A 20,928-nucleotide genomic window follows, 5' to 3' on the forward strand; every position below is an offset into this window, starting at 1 on the left:
AAATCTAGTACTGAAAGGGTTTTGATACAAAAAAAGGTATTAAATTCCAGCAATTGCCTTTATTTCGTCAATGATTCTTTCTGCCAGTGCATCAGCTTTTTCTTGAGAAGAAGCTTCAGTATAAATGCGAATAATAGGTTCTGTATTTGATTTTCTAAGGTGTACCCAGTTTTCATCAAAGTCAATTTTCACACCGTCAATTGTTGAAATATCTTCGTTTTTGTATTTTTCTGTCATCGCAACAAGGATGGCATCAACATCGATTTGCGGTGTCAATTCGATTTTATTTTTACTCATGTAATACTGCGGATAGGAGGCACGCAACTCAGAAACTTTCATTTTTTTGTTAGCCAAGTGTGTTAAAAACAATGCCACTCCTACCAAACTATCACGACCATAATGCAATTCAGGATAAATAATACCTCCGTTTCCTTCACCACCTATTACAGCATTATTTTTTTTCATCAATTCCACCACATTCACCTCGCCTACAGCGCTAGCTTCGTAGCTTCCCTTATGCAAATTCGTCACATCACGTAATGCGCGAGAGGAAGACATATTCGATACTGTATTTCCTGGCGTTATACTCAATACATAATCGGCGCAAGCCACCAAAGTATATTCTTCACCAAACATTTCACCGTCTTCACAGATGAAAGCCAAGCGATCTACATCAGGATCTACCACTATGCCTAAGTCGGCCTTTTCTTTGACAACTAATTCGGAGATATCAGTTAAATGCTCTTTTAACGGTTCTGGATTGTGCGGAAAATGTCCGTTTGGTTCGCAGTATAATTCCACTACTTCAACACCCATTAATTCTAATAATCGTGGAATAATAATTCCACCAGACGAATTTACGCCATCAACTACTACCTTGAATTTTGCTGCCTTAACCGCCTCAATATCTACAAGAGGTAAATTCAATACTTCATCAATATGAATATCCATGTAAGCATCATTAATCATTATTTCCCCTAAATCATCTACATCAGAGAAATTAAAAGCTTCCGCTTCAGCAATAGCAAGGATTTTTTCACCTTCTGCACCATTTAAAAATTCTCCTTTTTCATTCAATAATTTCAATGCATTCCATTGTTTCGGGTTGTGCGAAGCCGTAAGGATAATTCCACCATCAGCTTTCTCTAAAGGAACCGCAACTTCAACCGTTGGTGTTGTTGACAATCCCAAATCAATCACATCAATTCCTAAACCAATTAAAGTGTTCACTACCAAATTGTGAATCATGGGCCCAGAAATACGAGCGTCACGACCTACAACAACGGTTAACTTTTCTTTTCCAATGTAATTTTTCAACCAAGTTCCATAAGCAGAGGCAAATTTTACGGCATCAACTGGAGTCAAATTATCACCTACTTTCCCTCCTATTGTCCCGCGAATTCCCGATATTGATTTTATTAAAGTCATTGATTATTATTTTAATTTTTGAATAGTAAATTTTAAATTGCCCACAAATATAATAATTGACGGATTACAAAAGTCAATTAGAATTCAAATTCATCATTTAAATTCTTAAATTAGGCGAATGAACTTTTTAGCACACATTTATCTTTCCGGCGACAATGAATTACTTAAAATTGGTAATTTCATGGCGGATGGAATTCGGGGAAAACATTTTGAAAGTTATCCTTTGGAGATTCAAAAAGGAATTATGCTGCACCGTGCCATTGATACGTTTACAGATGCGCATCCTGTTTTTAGACAAAGCACGAAACGGCTACATCAGCATTATCACCACTATGCTGGAGTGATTGTAGATATTTTTTACGATCATTTTTTGGCTAAAAACTGGAATAACTATTCCGATGAAAAACTGGAGGATTTCGTTGAACGTTTTTATCAATCTTTACGGGATAACAACAACGTAGTTTCGGAAAGAACCATCAAAATAATGCCTATTCTATTTAAGGAAAATTGGTTAGTTATTTACCAAACAATCAATGGAATTGACCACATTTTAACGCAAATGGATAGCCGAACGAAAAATCAATCAAACATGCGGTTTGCTACAACAGAACTACAAGAGTTTTACACGGATTTTGAAAACGAGTTTACAGAATTCTTTGAAGAATTGAGGACTTTTGTAGAACAAAAAATACTTGATGAATGATTACAATGTTACCACATAAAATATAGATTTTCCTTAATTGGTGAAAATGGAGATAATAAATTTACTTAAATTCTCATGCGTAATAATTTGAATTTTCATAATGTATAAAATAAAGATTTAACCACATAGAAACATAGAAAAAAAGAGGTTGATAGTCCAATTCTTGGATTAACATAGTTCTAATTTATGCTTTAAAAATGAAATATCTTTGAAAATGAAATATCTATAAATCTAGGCAGTCACTGAGCAAAATTGAAGTGTATTTAAACAAATTGAATTACGTCTAGTGGAGTTTGTTTAAAGATATATCAGTCAAAAAATAGTATTAAATTGAAGTAGTTTGAGGAATGATTACACAAAAACATCTAAATGATTTAAGCTTTCAAATTATTGGTGCGGCAATAGAAGTTCATAAAATCTTGGGTAGAGGCGTATTAGAACGTGTTTATCGCCAATGTATGAAAGTGGAATTACGGTTACGAAATATTAATTTTATTTCAGAGCATAAAATACCTGTAATTTACAAAGGCACAATGATGGAATCTGATTTTAGATGTGATTTGTTAATTGAAAACTTGATTGTTATTGAGTTCAAAGCCGTTTCAAAAATGCATCCTGCTTTTGAAGCAAAACTTTTGAATCATATGAAATTACTAAAATCACCGAAAGGTATTTTGATAAATTTTAATTGTTATAATATTTTCAAGGAGGGACAAAAGACATTTGTTAATGAATTTTATAAAATTTTACCAGAAGAATAAATAAATCCGCCTATGAAATCTAATATTAAGCGAAGCTTCTTTATACACAAATTAAAATTCTATATCTCTATGTGGTTAGACCATTTAAAGTAATACATAATAAAAATGACCAAAACAATACACCTAAAACCAAAATACCATAGTACAATGAGAAAAATAATTCTATTCCTTTCCTTAGCAATTCTAAGCTGTAAATCAAATGAAAAAACGGCAGAACCTACGGGATTAGTAACTTCAAAAGCGATGGTAGTTTCAGCTCGGGAAGAAGCTTCACAAATTGGTGTCGCAATCCTAAAGAAAGGAGGTAATGCTTTTGACGCTATGGTGGCTACGGAACTGGCTTTGGCAGTTTCCCATCCACAAGCAGGAAATATTGGCGGTGGTGGTTTTATGGTTTTTAGAAAAGCCAATGGAGAAACTGGAGCGATTGATTACAGAGAAAAAGCTTCTTTAGCAGCCTCTAAAGACATGTTTCTAGACAAAAAAGGAAATGTAATAGAAGGAAAAAGTACTGCAACAGCGCTCGCTTCTGGAATTCCTGGCACTATTGCAGGCATATTTGAAGTACACAAAAAATATGGCTCTTTACCAATGAGCGAAATTCTGAAACCCGTCATTGCACTCGCTGAAAAAGGTGTTGTTGTCACCAAATTTCAAGCAGAAAGTTTGGCTTACAATAGAGCCTCTTTTATTAAAAGGAATGGAAAAAATAGTTTATTTTCTAAAGTCTATAAAGAAAATGATACCATAAAATATCCTGCGCTGGCAGCCACTTTAAAACGAATTGCCAAAAACGGCCGCAATGAATTTTACAAAGGCGAAACTGCTCAAAAATTAGTTGCGTTCTTGGCAAAAAAAAGAGGAAACGCCACAATGGAAGATTTTTCTACATATGCAGCCAAATGGCGAAATCCAATAACTTTTCAATACAAAAATTTAAAAATTACTTCGATGTCACCTCCCAGCAGTGGCGGAGTTTGTTTGAATCAAATCATGAAAATGATTGCTCCTTTCAACCTTTCACAAATGGGACACAACAGTCTAAAAACCATTCAGGTTATAACAGAGGCGGAACGAAGAGCGTACGCGGATAGGAATTACTTTTTGGGTGATCCCGATTTTGTAAAACTTCCTATTGAAGAATTAGTGAGTCCCTCTTATTTAGAAAAAAGAATGAGTGATTTTTCATTTGATAAAGCGTCAAAATCATCAGCTATTGCACATGGGATTATCAAAGGATATGAAAGTACCCAAACTACGCATTATTCGATTGTAGACGCTGCTGGAAACGCAGTATCAGCAACAACCACTTTAAATGATAATTACGGCTCTAAAATATATTGCGATGAATTGGGTTTCTTTTTGAATAACCAAATGGACGATTTCAGCGCGAAACCAGGAATTCCAAACTTATATGGACTAACCGGAAGTGAAGCTAACAGCATTGCTCCTGGCAAAAGAATGCTAAGTTCTATGACGCCTACGATTGTCGTAAAAGACAATTCGCTTTTCATGGTTGTGGGTACGCCGGGAGGTTCTACCATAATTACATCGGTTTTACAGGCCATATTGAATGTGTATGAATTTGGAATGAGTATGCAAGAATCAGTAAATGCTCCAAGATTTCACCATCAGTGGATGCCAGATGAGATTACTTTTGAACCCAATTCTTTCGATAAAGAATTATTCAATAACCTAAAGGAAAAGGGATACATCATCAATGAAAAAAACAAAGAAATCATTGGTGAAGTCGATGCAATTTTGGTCCTTCCAAATGGTAAATTAGAAGGTGGCGCTGATAAAAGAGGTGATAACAAAGCTGTTGGTTTTTAAATGCATACTACTAAAAATGAAAAAAATAATTATACTACTGAGTATTTTAACTATGAGTTGCAAAACCCAGAAAAATAGCGCTCCTCCTACGGGATTAGTTGCGACAAAAGCAATGGTCGTCTCAGCACGCGAAGAAGCTTCCAAAATTGGTGTTGAAATCATGAGAAAAGGGGGCAATGCTTTTGATGCGATGGTAGCAACAGAATTGGCTCTTGCAGTTGCCTATCCGTATGCAGGAAATCTTGGTGGTGGTGGTTTTATGGTGTATCGAAAAGCAAATGGCGAAATTGGTTCTCTCGATTACCGAGAAAAAGCCCCATTAGCAGCAACAAAAAATATGTTTCTAGACCAAAATGGCAATGTAATAAAAGGTAAAAGCACCGAATCTCCACTTGCTATTGGGGTTCCCGGAACAATTGCTGGTGTTTTTGCCGTTCACGAAAAATTGGGTTCACTCCCTATTGAAGAAATTTTGAAACCCGTTATTGCACTAGCAGAAAGAGGAGTTGTTGTTACAAAAAGACAAGAAGACCGCCTGGCAACTTATCGAGATAAAATCATCAAGGTAAATGGAGACAGGACCTTATTTGCAACCGCTTTCAAGGAAAATGAGGTAATACGCTATCCTGCACTCGCCGCTACATTAAAAAGGATTTCAAAAAACGGCAGAGATGAATTTTACAAAGGGGAAACAGCAAAAATTTTAGTACAATACTTGCATCAAAAAGGAGCTATAATTACGTTGGAAGATTTAGCTCAATATGAAGCCAAATGGAGAACACCGCTTACTTTTGACTATAAAGATTTGAAAGTTATTTCGATGCCACCACCTAGTAGTGGCGGAATATGTCTGGCTCAAATATTTAATATGATTGCTCCTTTCGACTTGGCAAAAATGGGCCATAATTCAACTGAGGCGATTCAAGTTATAGTAGAAGCCGAAAGACGCGCCTACGCAGATAGAAGTTACTATTTGGGCGATCCTGATTTTGTAAAAATCCCGCTTAAAGCGCTAATGTCTACTAAATATTTGAAACAACGAATGTCAAATTTTAGTTTTGAAAAAGCTACTTTATCATCGGATATAAAAGAGGGTACAGTCAATTATAAAGAAAGTATGGAGACCACGCATTACTCAATTGTTGATCAATTTGGTAACGCCGTTTCGTCAACTACAACGCTAAATGATGGGTATGGATCCAAATATTATTGTGACGAACTGGGATTTTTCCTAAATAACGAAATGGATGATTTCAGTGCCAAATCAGGTGAACCCAATATGTTTGGATTAGTGGGCAATGAGGCCAACAGTATTGCGCCACAAAAACGAATGTTGAGTTCCATGACTCCCACCATCGTAGAGAAAAACGGTCAATTATTTATGGTTGTAGGTTCTCCCGGAGGCTCTACTATCATTACATCAGTATTGCAAACCATTTTAAATGTTTATGAGTACAGTATGAGTATGCAGGAGGCAGTGAATGCACCTCGTTTTCATCACCAATGGTTGCCGGATTTGATCACTTTTGAACCCAACACTTTTGACACTAAAACATTTGGATCCTTAAAATCAAAAGGATATTTAATCAATGAAAAGACAACTCCTGTTATAGGTAAGGTAGATGCCATATTGGTTTTACCAAACAATAATCTGGAAGGTGGTGCTGATTTTAGAGGAGACGACAAAGCGGTTGGATTGTAACGCTTTGACTTCGTTCCTACTAAAACCCATGCAACTATGCTAAATGAGCTATTTATTAGCTTTACACTTGCTTTAGAAAATGCTTTTGAGAAAATAAAAATTCAGAGAATAGGTATGCAATGGCAAAACACATGAAGAATAATTTTCTCTTTTTTGTAATAAAAAACAGCAAAAAGAAGATCTGTTTTTAAGCAAATAGGGAAAGAAAATAAACAAAAAGTTACCACAAATTCGAACGCAATTGTATTAGCTCCATATTCGAAACCAGAACGGAAATTGCACTAGTGTACCATTAAAATTTTTATAAAAGAAAGTAAAGGAAAATACAAAAAACAGAACCTCCAACTCATTTAAAAACGGATTACTACAAATTCTTGGTGAGACAGTGTTGATTCGATTGCAAAATCTATTTCAGGCGACTATTTATTGGAATTTCCGTTGAAAACAAAAAATGTAAAAGAACGATTTTCGACGTCAGAAGACATTTGGTTGAACCGACATGCGATCTAATTTCAATTGAAATACAAACAGAAGACAGCTGTCAGCGTTTTATTTCCGACATGTGGTAAACTAGAACGTTCTAAGGAGTTTTTTATTCAAAAAGCTATTGGTTGGGCCTTGCGAGAATATGCAAAAACGAATCCAGTAGCGGTTCAATAATTGGTAAAAACGAGCACTTTAAAACCAGTAAGAATAAAAGAGACGTTAAAAAATATGTCTTAGGATAAAATAATAGTAGTTTTGTATCCCTTTTAAAAAACATCATGTTCAAAAAATATATTTCAAAACTAGAAACAGTAATTGCAATTGCGCAGTCTTTATTGACTCCAAAACAGTTTATATTTCTATCCGCTGTTTTAGTGGGTATTTCTTCTGCATTTGCTGTAATTGTACTAAAAACGTTTGCACACTGGGTATTTTCATTTGCTACTTACGTTAATGGAATCTTGAAATTAGGATTTATGAATAGTATTCTACCGATCATAGGTATAGTATTGACTGTTTTAGTGGTTAAAAAAGTTTTAGGAGGGAAAATCCAAAAAGGGACTTCGCAAATTTTATACGCTGTAGCCAAAAAAGCAAGTATTATTCCAAAAAAACAAATGTATGCTCAAATCGTCACAAGCTCCTTAACAGTTGGTTTAGGAGGTTCCGCAGGTTTAGAAAGTCCTATTGTGATTACTGGTGCCGCTTTTGGTTCGAATTATGCGCAAAAATACAAACTGAGTTATAAAGACCGAACCTTACTAATAGGATGTGGTGTTGCTGCCGGAATTGCCGCCGCTTTTAACGCGCCAATTGCAGGTGTTTTATTTGCCGTCGAGGTATTGCTAGTAGATGTGAGTATTGCAGCTTTTACACCCATCATGATCGCGGCTGCAACAGGTGCTTTGGTATCCGTAATTGCCTTAGACGAGAAAATTTTATTGTCCTTCAAACAACAACAAAGTTTTGATTATCATAACATTATTTATTATATTTTGTTAGGATTGTTAACAGGATTTATATCCATATACTATTCCCGTAATTTCCAGAAAGTTGAACATTTTTTTGCAAAACTAAAGTTATCACCCTATAAAAAAGCACTGTTTGGAGCTTCCATTTTAGCTATTCTGATATTTATTTTTCCGACACTTTTTGGAGAAGGATATGAAAGTATTAAAACATTATCCGAGAGTGATCCCGGAAAATTATTAGAAAACACCTTGTTTAGTGAGTTTAGAGACAACAGTTGGGCGTTATTACTTTTTGTTGGTAGCACGATGATGCTAAAGGTTTTTGCAACAGGGATAACCTTAAGTAGTGGTGGAAACGGAGGCAACTTTGCTCCTTCTCTGTTTCTAGGGTCTTATGTTGGTTTTTTCTTTTCTAAATTTCTAAATTTAACAGGGCTTACTAATTTGCCTATCAGTAATTTTACTATGGTTGGCATGGCTGGAATCTTGAGTGGTTTGTTTCATGCTCCGTTGACTGCGATATTCTTAATCGCAGAAATAACTGGAGGTTATAACTTAATGATTCCCCTGATGATTGTAGCCTCTATTAGTTTTGCGATTTCAAAACGTTTCGAAAAACATTCAATGGATGTCAAAACGCTGGTGGAAAAAGGACATGCCTTTACCAGTAATAAAGACACAAATGTGCTATCTACTTTAGAGACCAATTCCATAATACAAACTGATTTCTTGACAATAACTCCTGATGAAAATTTAGAAAGACTCGTAGATTTAATTTCCCATTCCAATCAAGTCATATTTGGTGTGGTCGACGCAAAACAAAACTTATTAGGAATAGTTCATTTTAATGATATTCGAGAAATAATATTTAATTCCTACCGCGTAAAATATACGTTGGTCAAAGAGATAATGCTTGCGCCTATTGAAATAATTTCACCTGATGACAGCATGGAAATAGTCATGAACAAGTTTGAGAAATCAAAAAAAGCATTTTTACCTGTCCTCAAAGAGGAAAAATACTATGGTTTCATCTCTAAATCTACCGCACTGGAGGCTTATAGAACAAAACTAAAATCAATGACGATAGAATAATATACTACAAAGCAAAAAGAATAGTGCTGCTTTCTTAAATTTATTTTGATCTTAAAAGGAAATTTGAAGATCCCCATTTGAATAAAAAAGCAGACCTGTAAGCCGGATTCTGTTAACACTGAATTTATTTCAGCATTACCTTATCATTTATCTAGATTACGCATTACTGCGTAACTCAAGCTATCTACCCTTCAGCAACGGACGAGAAGCCCTTAAATGCTGATATACTTGATATTTCACCGCATAGAGTTTACCTGGTTTCACTACAGCATTACCTGTACATACTTTCTGTTGCACTTGTCCTAATTCGCCGAAGCGAACCGGCGGGCGTTACCCGCTATGCTTCCCTATGGTGTCCGGACTTTCCTCCTTCTTGATTACTCAAAACGGCGATAAGGCGGTCTGCGGTGCAAATTTACACTATTTAATTCTTTTTTTACATTTAAGATTCCTTACTTTAACATCCCTTTTACAATGAATTCATAATAAAACAGTTACCTTTATAAATCAACCTTAAAACTGTATTATTATGTCACATATGTATCACTATGCCACTGTTACGAAAGCTTTAGATGATTTGAATGAGATGGGATTTACTTACGATTTCAATCTTAACGAGGCTGATCTAATAAAAAATCCTGATCATTATGAAATTCAACATATTTATCGCTATGAAGGAGATAGCAATCCGGATGATGAAGCAACAGTATACGGGATAAAATCAAATTCTGGTAAAAAGGGTGTATTTGTTACCGGGTTTGCAGCCAATTCTGAAAATGGCGCTGCAAGGGTATTAATAGACATCAGCATTAAAGGAAGAAAAAAATAAGGTAATTGAGCAAGAGAATTGGATCCCATTCAAATAAAGAAATTATTTATGTGGCAGTTTGTGGCAGTATCATCCTAAAGATAAGGTAGCCTTCTCATACACATCCATATCTATTTTGGGCTTAAAAGATGGATGTACACTTTTATATGCCTTTCAGCAGAAAGTTCCAGTCTAGGGACTTTTGTTAAAAATCACAACTTTGAAAATTATAAAATCTTTTAATGCTTAAATTTTTGCATCACTAAATTAAACTCTATATTTGCTTTCGAATAAAAATTCTATGGAACAATTTGTTGTATCGGCTCGTAAATATCGTCCTCAAACATTTAAAGATGTTGTAGGACAAAAAGCCATTACCAATACGTTATTAAATGCTATAGAAAGCAATCACTTGGCTTCGGCGTTATTATTTACAGGCCCTCGTGGGGTTGGTAAAACAACTTGTGCTCGTATTTTAGCCCGAAAAATTAACCAGCCAGGATACGATGATCCAACCGAAGATTTTGCCTTTAATGTATTTGAATTAGATGCTGCATCTAACAACTCGGTGGATGATATTCGGAATTTAATAGACCAAGTTCGTATTCCACCACAAACGGGACAGTACAAAGTTTATATTATTGATGAGGTTCACATGTTGTCCTCGGCCGCTTTTAATGCTTTCTTAAAAACATTGGAAGAACCACCAAAGCATGCTATTTTTATTTTGGCTACGACCGAAAAACACAAAATTATTCCAACGATACTTTCTCGATGTCAGATATTTGATTTCAAAAGAATCACCGTAAAAGATGCTAAAGAACATCTTGCCGAAGTGGCTACCAGTCAAGGTGTTAATTTTGAGGATGATGCTTTGCATATTATTGCCCAAAAAGCAGATGGCGCCATGCGTGATGCTTTGTCTATTTTTGATCGCGTAGTCTCTTTTTGTGGAAAAGATTTAACACGTCAAGCCGTTACAGAAAACTTGAATGTACTGGATTATGAAACCTACATCAATGTCACCGATTTGATTTTGGAAAATAAAATTCCTGAATTACTATTGGCTTTCAACGAAATTCTTGCCAAAGGATTTGATGCCCATCACTTTGTATCTGGGCTAGCTTCTCATTTTAGAGATTTATTAGTTTCTAAAACGCCAGCTACATTATCTTTATTAGAAGTTGGAGAACAAGCGCAGCAAATGTACGGTGTACAAGCACAAAAATGCAATCAAGACTTTCTTTTGAAAGGAATAGAAATTGCAAATGATTGTGATTTAAAATATAAACTAAGCCAAAATCAGCGCCTGCTCGTTGAACTTTGCCTAATGCAACTAGCCTCTATCACTTTTGATGGAGAAAAAAAAAAGTTGATCAATTTATAATTCCTCCTACTTATTTTAGAATAAATGATTATTCTATAGTTGAGACCAAAGGAAGGGAATCTGCCGAGCAAAGTCAAAATTCACTTCTGAAAAGCGAAGCCGTAATCCCTGTAGTTGCTTCTACTATAGAAAAAGAGTTGACTACTAAAGGTACTGCGACATCAGTTCCAACTCCTGTCGTAAAAATCGAAAGAACTCAAACCAATGAACCGAAGGTGTCAGCATTTTCATTATCGAGTATTCGTGCCAAAAAAGCATTAGAAGAAAGTAGTAAAGGAATCATAAAAGAAGTACTTCACTTACCCACGGAATCTTTCACCGAGACAGAAATGTTGCTGTATTGGAATAAATATGCCCAACGATTAGGAGATAAAGGCTATAAAATCATGGAATCCTTATTACTCATTAACGATCCAAAATTAAATAGTACTGCGATATCAATTGAATTACCAAATGAAGGTTCTAAATTAGATTTTGAAAAAGAATTACATGGACTTCTAGGCTATTTGAAAGGACACTTACACAATCATGACATTACAATCGAAGTGATAGTTAATGAAAGTGTTGAAAATAAAAGAAGTTTCAATGACCAAGACAGATACAATAGATTTTTAGAAATAAATCCAAATATTGAACTATTACGCACAACATTTGGATTAGATTTAAATGTATAAACGGTAGTTAAAAATTATATTTTGTTGTAATACATCGCTTTTACAATACCGTCTGAAAGTCCAATTTTGGGCACATAAATATTTCTTGCACCACTCCATTTCATAGCATTTAGATAGATTCGTGTTGCTGGAATAATTACATCGGCACGATCTGGATTCAACCCTAATTCGGATATTCTTTGTTCATAGGATAATGAATTTAAAAAAGCGTATTGCGAATTCATATAAATGTACGAAAGAGGTTTTTCTTGCAATTTGCCTGACATTTTAAATAGCTTATTTATATTTCCACCAGAACCTATAAGCGTAACTTCGTCATATTCGTGTGTATTTATTTTAATCCATTTTTCAATTTCATCCCATACCACATCGCACACCATATCATTTAACAAACGTACCGTTCCTGCTTTGAAAGATCTAGAATTTATCATTTTACCATTAGAAAACAAAGTAAATTCAGTACTTCCACCCCCAACATCTACAAAAAGATACGCTTGATCGGTTTTCAACAAATGGTGCAAATCGGTAGAAGCAATTATTGCTGCTTCTTTCTTGCCATCAATAATTTCTATTTTTATATCTGCTTTCTTCTTAATTATTGCGACAACTTCTTTTCCGTTATACGCTTCTCGCATCGCTGACGTAGCAAATGCCATATACCGTTCTACCTTATGCACCTTCATTAAAAGATTAAAAGCTTTCATGGCATCACACATTCTTTCAATATTCTCTTCCGAAATTTCTCCAACCGTAAATGCATCCTGTCCCAAACGAATGGGAACACGAACCAGTGAACTTTTATTAAATTGAGGTTCTTTTCCTTCTTGTTCTACAATATTTGCAATTAACAAACGCATGGCATTAGAGCCAATATCAATTGCTGCATATTTTTTTATTTTAATCATTTTCGTTTCAATTCGTTTATTTCCTAATTAAATTTTTTTATACACTCCTGAATCATAGCGTGACAAAAGCCATACCTAAACTTTCTTAAATAATTACACTTTATTTTCAATTTGAGACTCTACTTGGAGTTTGTGTTGATAATATTTATAGGTTTCTAATTGTGCTCTAAAAATAGGATTATGATTGCGATAACGGTACTTATTGTCTAATTTATAAGAGTGAAAACGAGCTTTCACATTGCCTTTCCAACCAATATCAAAATTATCAATTAGTTCGTTTTTTATACCTTGATCATAAATTGGGCATGTTACTTCAACCCGACCATCTAGATTTCTAGTCATGAAATCCGCTGATGAAATATAAACTTCTGTTTGCCCTGCATTACCAAAAATATAAATTCTGGAATGTTCTAAATAATTATCAACAATACTTATAGCCTCTATGTTATCGCTCATTCCAGGAATACCTGGTATTAAGGAGCAAATTCCTCGCACCTCAAGTTGAATTTTAACTCCTGCTCTACTGGCTTCATATAATTTATCAATCATTGCAAAATCAGACAAACTGTTCATCTTTAATTTTATATGTGTTTTTCTACCTGCGAGTGCATGGGTAATTTCTCTGTCTATTAATTTTACAAATCGCGTTCTGGTATAATGAGGTGAAACGATAAGATGTTTATAGCGATGCACTCTGTAGTTGATATCAAAAAACTCAAATATCCTCATGATATCTTTCAGAATTTGTTGGTGACTGGTAAAAAGGGTGACATCAGTATACACCTTGGCGGTAGATTCGTTGAAATTTCCTGTAGAAATAAAACCATATCGCTTTATTTTATCATTTTCATATCTTTCAATAACGCATATTTTACTGTGTACTTTAAGCCCTTTTATTCCAAAAATAAGTTCAATACCTTCTAACTGCATTTGCTCTGCATAGGAAATATTAGAGGCCTCGTCAAAGCGAGCTTGTAACTCAATTTGAACGGTAACTTTCTTACCATTTTTAGCAGCATTAATAAGAGAACTAATGATTTGCGAGTTTTTTGCCAATCGATATAGCGTAATTTTAATGGAAATTACTTTAGGATCCAAAGCAGCTTCACGTAAAAACTTGGTCAGATAGGAAAAGGATTGATAAGGTGCATTTAAGAGATAATCTTTTTCACTTATTTTTTCTAGCATACTCCCTTCAAGACTTAATCCCGGAATGGGTAATGGATCATTAGTTTGGTATAATAAATCATACCTACCTAGATTTGGAAAATTCATGTAATCCCGTCTGTTGTGGTATCTTCCTCCGGGAATAATACTATCTGTAGAGACAATTTTCATTTTATCTAGAAAAAATTGCAAGGTGTCTTGTTCAATCAGTTGGTCATAAATAAAACGAACCGGTTCTCCTATTCTTCGGTCTTTTACACTCAATGATATTTTTTCAATCATACTTTTACTCAAATCACTATCGATATCCAATTGCGCATCTCTAGTAATTTTTATCATGTGAGCAGAAACACTTTTGTAATCAAAAATGTTGAAAATATTACTCAAATTATGTCTAATTACATCATCCAGAAGTATAATATATTGTTTTTCGTTATTGGATGGCAAAACGACAAAACGATTAATTGTTTTAGGAATTTCGATAACGGCATAACGAACTTCTGAATTTTTATTCATAACTAATTTAATAGCTAAATACCCTGAAGTGTCTTTTAATACCGGGAATTCGGCTAAATCGTTCAAAATTATGGTTACTAACTCAGGACTTACTTTTTGAATAAAAAAATCTTTTAGAAAAATTTCCTGTTCAAAAGTAATATCAGTTTCTGTTATGATGAATATATTTTTAGTCTCCAGTTCACTTTCGATAATGTTTAAAATTCGTAAACTTTCTGATTGTTGTTGAATAACAATTTCAGTAATATCCTTCACTAATTGCTGTGCCGAAATCCCTCCTAAGTATTTTTCTCCAGAGATACCAGTTAAACTTAATCGTCTAATAGCTGCAAAACGAACTCGAAAAAACTCATCTAAATTATTTGAAAAAATACCTAAAAAACGCAACCGATCTAGTAAAGGAACTGAATTATCGCCTGCTTCTTGAAGTACACGTGCATTGAAAGCCAACCAACTTTTTTCTCTATCAATATATTTATATTCTAATACTTTATTCATCTTAAATTTTTGGGAAATATTATTTTTTCAACTTTACCTTTCTTTATTTTTTTCCAATCCTCTGTTTCAAATTTCAAATATACAAAACCTGAGGTAGGAACATTTTCGATATAAACATCTCCAAATTTATTAACAAAATCTGTAATTGCCCCATTATGTCCAAAAAGAATGACACTTTCAAAAGCATTACTACATGATTTGATCACTTTCTCAAGTTTATTTTCATCAAAAGTATAAAGGTCGTCTTTGTAAACGATACTTTCAATAGGATACATCATGTTTTGAGCAAAAATTAACGCAGTGTTTTGCGCTCGTTTTGCTGAACTACTCCAAATTAAGTATGTTTTTGGAATCAAATTTTTTGCTTGAGCACATACGAGATGGACATCTTTGACTCCTTGACATGTTAAACCGCGCTCTTTATCGTGCATGGGGACTTCCCAACTTGACTTTCCATGTCGTACCAATATTAAGTTTTTCATGTTAGAAGCAAATTTGTAATCAATTAGCAAAAAATAAAAATATTTAGTTCCAATTTACAAAACTAAAACTCATGCTGTTTTATTTTAACTTTAATTTTACAAATAGTTCTTGACTATAAGTAAGAAAAGTAAAAATAGTGTTAAAAACCAATTTTTGAAATAGTATTCTTTTTTGACAATCAAAATATTCTATATATCTTGTCTAAAAATTTAATAAGTTTTTTGTTCGTTTTTTGGTTTTAATTAACAAAAATAGTCGTTCAACGAGTATTTAGGTTATTTATAGAGAAAAGAAAAAAAACTAATTAATTGTATTTAATTTAGCTCACTAATAATTTTTAGTTTCGCTCAGTAAGTAAAGTTGCAATGCTGGAAATCCACAAATAAAACCACCTACGGTTATGAAAAAAAAATACATAACGAAGAAAAATTTCTTCCCTAATCTATTTACAATCCGTCAAAGTCACTTGAATCTGGTGGTAAAAAGCATTATTTTAGTACTTTTTACTTTTTGCACTACAAGTATAACTGCACAAGTCACAAAATCAAACGATAAAACACCTCAAGTTTTGGAGGTAAAATCTTTTATTGCGGCTATGAAAGCAGCTGAACAAAATTCAAGAGCGACCTATTCTCAAGCCAAGTACTTAGAAAATTTATTGAGCGATGTTCAACAAACGATTTACTTTGATTCTGGGCAAGTTAAAAGTTATGGAGAAAAACCAAGCTCTTTAATTACAAATACAAATTCCCTAAATGGAATTCTAACTTCAGCTATCAATAGTGGTGACATTGAAATTGTAACTATAAAAATAAGTAATAATGTTGATTTAGCTACACCTATAGATTTATCAGTATTCTCTAATTTTTCAAAATTAAATTATATTTATATAGTCTCAAACGTTAGTACTACAGATATTTCTATCTTAAAGCTGATTAAGAACATTAATCCCCGCTACCATGTTTTTTACAAAATTGATAAAAGTGAATAAAAAAATTTGATAAAAAAACCTACAATTATCGTTATGAAAAAACTATACTCCAAATCCAAAATAGCTTACCAATTATTGCTTGTTTTCTTTACTTTATTTCTGCTTTTCGGACTTTCATTTTCTATGACTGCTCAAGTAAAAATTCCTTTTAAGGAAAGAACATCAACATTTTCTCCATTAAAAAAAACATACAATGTAAAAGGTGATTTTACCATAATTGGTAATACTAATTTAACATTACAAAATTATGGCAATGATATTACCAATAATAATCCAATGGTATATGTTGACATTGATTCTGATTCAAAAACTTGGAATTCCTCTTCTTCAACTTTATCATTACCGACAGACAACGGAGTTGCATCTTCATGCTCAAACATAGTTTACGCAGGATTGTATTGGACTGGTAGAGCTTCTGACATTGACACAAATGACTTTCTAGTATCTGCAACAAAAGGTTCTACTACAAAAAATTTCGATAAAAGAGTTATTTCTTTCAAAGGTCCTGGAGAATCAAATTACACAAGTATTACAGCAAGTTCCATCGGGAATGTTAATGAAATTTATTATCCAAACAAATCAGACGGGTACATGTATTCTGCCTATGCAGAAGTTACACAATACGTTAAAGATCATGGAATTGGAGAATATTTTGCAGCTGACATCGCTCTTAAAGAAGGAAATGGTGGAGGTACTGGGTTTTATGGTGGTTGGGGTCTAATTGTAGTGTATGAAAATTCGAACATGAAAAATCGTGATGTAACGATTTTTGATGGTCATGCTTACGTAAGAGGTTCCGCAACAATAAATCACGAAATTGATGTGACGGGCTTCAATGCGGTTCCGTCAGGAAATGTAGGGATTAAATTAGGGATGATTGCTGGGGAAGGAGATAGAGGTATCTCTGGTGATTATTTTCAAATTCAGAAACAAAGTGATAATACTTTTTTGAACTTAAACCACTCGGCAAATTCAACAAATAATTTTTTCAATTCTTCAATACAAACCGGGGGAAATCAAAGAAATCCGTCACTATTGAACAATACTGGTTTAGACATCAGTATGTTTACCTTACCTAATACCAATAATTCTATAATAGGAAATAACCAAACATCAACAAAATTCAAATACGGATCTACTCAAGATACTTATGTCATATTCGCAATGGCTATGGCCGTTGATGCCTATGTTCCAGACATTGAAGGTATTCTCTCCGTTACAAAAATTAATGGCGTTCCAGTTACAGGTGCGACAACGGCTTTACCTGGACAAAATATAGAATATAAAGTTCAGCTGAAAAATAAAGGGACAGAAGCTATTAATAATACCAAAATCATCATCCCAATACCGTACAATGCAACCTATGTAGCAAATAGTGCCTCTAAAACAATCAATTTTACCCCTAATCCATCTCCTAATAATTTAACTTACGAACCTACAATTGGTGCTAACGGCTCCATTGTTTGGGATTTTGGGACCTTACCACTACCCTCTAATGGGGATAAGAACAGTGTATTAGCAGAACTTTCCTTTAAATTTAAAGTAACAGAAGATTGCACTTTATTAAAAAATGCCAACTGCAATAATATAATATCAGTAATCGGTTCTCTTAATGGTACTGGATCAATATCATCCGTGAACGTTATTGACAAATCTTTAATTCAAGGCTACTCTTCTGGTAGTTGTGAAGGAACTGCCATCCCCACTCCTTTTATTACAACCATTAATGCTGCTGCTTATGTTAATGCAAATTGTCAGGCCACGCCTCCGATCACTGCTTTTACATTTTGTAATGTAACTACGAGCATACCTATTACTGCGGTTGCGGGTGCTTTCCCTACAGGAGCAACATTCTATAGTTCATATCCAATTATAAATGGAACAACCATTCAATATACCATAAACAATCCGTTTCCAGCTACAGTGGGCACTTCTACCTATTATGCTGTACCTCCTGGGGTAAGTAGCGGTTGTTATTTCCAATTTACGATTGCTGTTTCCAGTATTTCATCGTTACCTACAGTAACTGATGTGAAATATTGTATTGGTGATACCACTTCTCCTTTAACAGCTACTGCAAGTAATCCATCGTATAATTTGTATTACTACACTAGTACAACATCATCGGCTCAAACGTCAATAACTCCTTCATCAACAACTGCTGGTGAAACAATATATTATGTGGCTGAAGGTCAAACTAATTCTTGTATTGGCCCAAAAAAACAATTCAAGGTTACTGTTTATCCAAAACCATCCGTTACTGTTCCTTCAAATATAACTCTTGAAGGCTGCAATACGAATGCAATAACAGGACTACCTTATAGCGGAACTGAAGTTAATATTTCATTAGCTCAATTCACAAGTGCTGGAGGTGCGTTTCCTAATAGCGCTAGTGTTGGTACTTATTCCATTTCATATTGTGATTCAAAAAGTGGAAGCTGCCCTATAAACGTAAGTAGAACTTTTAAAATAACTTCCATCTGTGGTTCAAGCAGTATAACACAAACCATAAAAATAAATGATACATCTGCACCCATAATAACTGGCACATTACCCGTTAGAAATATAGAAGGATGTTCAGTAGCCGATTTAAACCCGGCTGTAAAGACTGTCGCAGCTTTAGAATCATTAGGATTAGTAATTAGCGACAATTGTACTAGTAATTCAAACTTGACCGTCACAAGTACAGATGTTTTCACTGGAAATTTACCTACAGTTGTTACAAGAACGTATACTATAAGTGACACGTGTAACAATTCAACTAGTGCTGCTCAAAAGATAACCATTGATGACACAATAGCGCCCCTTGCACCGGTTTTGACTGATATACTAGTTCAATGTTCCACTACTGTAACTGCTCCAACAACTACTGATAGCTGTTCTGAAAATACAATTACGGGAATTACTGCAGATCCTGTAACTTTTACTAGCCAAGGAACCTATACCATTATTTGGACTTTTACTGATGCTAATGAAAATAGCGTTACCTCAAGTCAGAATGTTATTATAAAAGATACAATCAAACCAACAATCACCTGTGCAGCTCCGGTTACAGTGACTGTAGATGCCGCTTCTTGTACTACCGCTAAAGCGAATGTAACTCTTGGTCTGCCAACTACGGCTGATAATTGTGGTGTGAAATCCGCAACTAATGATGCCCCTAGTGTATTCCAAATCGGAAACACTACGGTAACTTGGACCGTAACTGACAATGCAGGAAATACTGCTACTTGTACTCAAATCGTAACGGTGGTCGATTCTATTCTGCCAACAATCACCTGTGCAGCTCCGGTTACAGTGACTGTAGATGCCGCTTCTTGTTCTACTGCTAAAGAAAATGTAACTCTTGGTCTGCCAACTGCGGCTGATAATTGTGGTGTGAAATCCGTAACTAATGATGCCCCTAGTGTATTCCCGATCGGAAACACTACGGTAACTTGGACCGTAACTGACAATGCAGGAAATACTGCTACTTGTACTCAAATCGTAACGGTGGTCGATTCTATTCTTCCAACAATCACCTGTGCAGCTCCGGTTACAGTAAATGTAGATGCCGCTTCTTGTACTACCGCTAAAGCCAATGTAACTCTTGGAATGCCAACTGCGGCTGATAATTGTGGTGTCAAATCCGTAACTAATGATGCCCCTAGTGTATTCCCTATCGGAAACACAACGGTAACTTGGACCGTAACTGATACAGCAGGAAATACTGCTACTTGTACTCAAATCGTAACGGTGGTCGATTCTATTCTGCCAACAATCACCTGTGCAGCTCCGGTTACAGTAAATGTAGATGCCGCTTCTTGTACTACCGCTAAAGCCAATGTAACTCTTGGTCTGCCAACTGCGGCTGATAATTGTGGTGTCAAATCCGTAACTAATGATGCCCCTAGTGTATTCCCAATCGGAAACACTACGGTAACTTGGACCGTAACTGACAATGCAGGAAATACTGCTACTTGTACTCAAATCGTAACGGTGGTCGATTCTATTCTGCCAACAATTACCTGTGCAGCTCCGGTTACAGTGACTGTAGATGCCGCTTCTTGTACTGCCGCTAAAGCGAATGTAACTCTTGGAGTGCCAACTGCGGCTGATAATTGTGGTGTCAAATCCGTAACTAATGATGCCCCTAGTGTATTCCCTATCGGAAACACAACGGTAACATGGACCGTAACTGACAATGCAGGAAATACTGCTACTTGTACTCAAATCGTAACGGTGGTCGATTCTATTCTGCCAACAATCACCTGTGCAGCTCCGGTTACAGTGACTGTAGATGCCGCTTCTTGTACTACTGCTAAAGAAAATGTAACTCTTGGAATGCCAACTGCGGCTGATAATTGTGGTGTCAAATCCGTAACTAATGATGCCCCTAGTGTATTCCCTATCGGAAACACAACGGTAACTTGGACCGTAACTGACAATGCAGGAAATACTGCTACTTGTACTCAAATCGTAACGGTGGTCGATTCTATTCTTCCAACAATCACCTGTGCAGCTCCGGTTACAGTAAATGTAGA

The 20,928-nt window shown here is 34.9% G+C and carries 15 protein-coding genes and 1 other RNA gene; 11 read left to right on the plus strand and 5 right to left on the minus strand.

The window, feature by feature from the left end; genetic code table 11:
- Positions 1-39: 39 nt before the first annotated feature.
- Positions 40-1,428 carry a phosphoglucosamine mutase gene (gene glmM, locus BUA03_RS13075; protein ID WP_066082684.1) on the minus strand — a complete coding sequence of 463 codons (1,389 nt, stop codon included), beginning with the start codon at positions 1,426-1,428 and terminating at the stop codon, positions 40-42.
- A gap of 118 nt (positions 1,429-1,546) precedes the next feature.
- Here glmM and BUA03_RS13080 point away from each other — a divergent pair, with 118 nt between their 5' ends.
- From BUA03_RS13080 to BUA03_RS13105, 6 genes are all read left to right on the plus strand, one after another.
- Positions 1,547-2,131, plus strand: coding sequence for an acyl carrier protein phosphodiesterase (locus BUA03_RS13080; RefSeq protein WP_066082682.1), 585 nt, complete (start codon positions 1,547-1,549; stop codon positions 2,129-2,131).
- 347 nt (positions 2,132-2,478) lie between these two features.
- Positions 2,479-2,892, plus strand: coding sequence for a GxxExxY protein (locus BUA03_RS13085; RefSeq protein ID WP_066082679.1), 414 nt, complete (start codon positions 2,479-2,481; stop codon positions 2,890-2,892).
- A 147-nt stretch (positions 2,893-3,039) separates the two neighbouring features.
- The gene (gene ggt / locus BUA03_RS13090; protein WP_066082866.1) at positions 3,040-4,725 is read left to right on the plus strand and encodes a gamma-glutamyltransferase; all 1,686 of its coding nucleotides are present in this window, start codon (positions 3,040-3,042) and stop codon (positions 4,723-4,725) included.
- A gap of 16 nt (positions 4,726-4,741) precedes the next feature.
- Positions 4,742-6,427, plus strand: coding sequence for a gamma-glutamyltransferase (gene ggt / locus BUA03_RS13095; RefSeq protein ID WP_066082677.1), 1,686 nt, complete (start codon positions 4,742-4,744; stop codon positions 6,425-6,427).
- A 516-nt stretch (positions 6,428-6,943) separates the two neighbouring features.
- Positions 6,944-7,087 carry a DNA alkylation repair protein gene (locus BUA03_RS13100; protein ID WP_082854363.1) on the plus strand — a complete coding sequence of 48 codons (144 nt, stop codon included), beginning with the start codon at positions 6,944-6,946 and terminating at the stop codon, positions 7,085-7,087.
- Between the two features lie 104 nt (positions 7,088-7,191).
- A complete protein-coding gene (locus BUA03_RS13105) occupies positions 7,192-8,976 on the plus strand; it encodes a chloride channel protein (RefSeq protein WP_066082675.1) in 1,785 nt (594 codons plus the stop codon).
- Positions 8,977-9,058: 82 nt separating this feature from the next.
- Here BUA03_RS13105 and rnpB read toward each other — a convergent pair.
- Positions 9,059-9,385: RNase P RNA component class A (gene rnpB / locus BUA03_RS13110), an RNA gene on the minus strand.
- 120 nt (positions 9,386-9,505) lie between these two features.
- Between rnpB and BUA03_RS13115 the strand changes: the two genes are divergently transcribed.
- The 3 genes from BUA03_RS13115 (at position 9,506) to BUA03_RS16995 (ending at position 11,845) form a co-directional block, all read left to right on the plus strand.
- Positions 9,506-9,805: a hypothetical protein gene (locus tag BUA03_RS13115; RefSeq protein WP_066082673.1), complete on the plus strand. Its 300-nt coding sequence runs from the start codon at positions 9,506-9,508 to the stop codon at positions 9,803-9,805.
- Between the two features lie 280 nt (positions 9,806-10,085).
- On the plus strand, positions 10,086-11,171 hold the full coding sequence (gene dnaX, locus BUA03_RS13120) for a DNA polymerase III subunit gamma/tau (RefSeq protein WP_066082671.1): 1,086 nt from the start codon (positions 10,086-10,088) through the stop codon (positions 11,169-11,171).
- 137 nt (positions 11,172-11,308) lie between these two features.
- A complete protein-coding gene (locus BUA03_RS16995; RefSeq protein WP_245792656.1) occupies positions 11,309-11,845 on the plus strand; it encodes a DNA polymerase III subunit gamma/tau in 537 nt (178 codons plus the stop codon).
- Between the two features lie 14 nt (positions 11,846-11,859).
- Here the strand turns inward: BUA03_RS16995 and BUA03_RS13130 are convergent, their stop codons facing one another.
- The 3 genes from BUA03_RS13130 to BUA03_RS13140 form a co-directional block, all read right to left on the minus strand.
- On the minus strand, positions 11,860-12,750 hold the full coding sequence (locus tag BUA03_RS13130) for a Ppx/GppA phosphatase family protein (protein ID WP_066082670.1): 891 nt from the start codon (positions 12,748-12,750) through the stop codon (positions 11,860-11,862).
- 93 nt (positions 12,751-12,843) lie between these two features.
- On the minus strand, positions 12,844-14,931 hold the full coding sequence (ppk1, locus tag BUA03_RS13135; protein ID WP_066082669.1) for a polyphosphate kinase 1: 2,088 nt from the start codon (positions 14,929-14,931) through the stop codon (positions 12,844-12,846).
- Positions 14,928-15,413 (minus strand): SixA phosphatase family protein, encoded by a 486-nt coding sequence (locus BUA03_RS13140; RefSeq protein ID WP_066082862.1) that lies wholly within the window; start codon positions 15,411-15,413, stop codon positions 14,928-14,930. The genes ppk1 and BUA03_RS13140 overlap by 4 nt, the downstream gene beginning before the upstream one ends.
- Positions 15,414-15,814: 401 nt before the next feature.
- Between BUA03_RS13140 and BUA03_RS13145 the strand changes: the two genes are divergently transcribed.
- A complete protein-coding gene (locus tag BUA03_RS13145; RefSeq protein WP_139255661.1) occupies positions 15,815-16,405 on the plus strand; it encodes a hypothetical protein in 591 nt (196 codons plus the stop codon).
- A gap of 33 nt (positions 16,406-16,438) precedes the next feature.
- Positions 16,439-20,928 (plus strand): HYR domain-containing protein (locus BUA03_RS13150; protein ID WP_072675747.1); only part of this gene is annotated, 4,490 nt, incomplete at its 3' end.

The organism is Flavobacterium fryxellicola (genome assembly GCF_900143245.1).
Classification (GTDB): domain Bacteria; phylum Bacteroidota; class Bacteroidia; order Flavobacteriales; family Flavobacteriaceae; genus Flavobacterium; species Flavobacterium fryxellicola.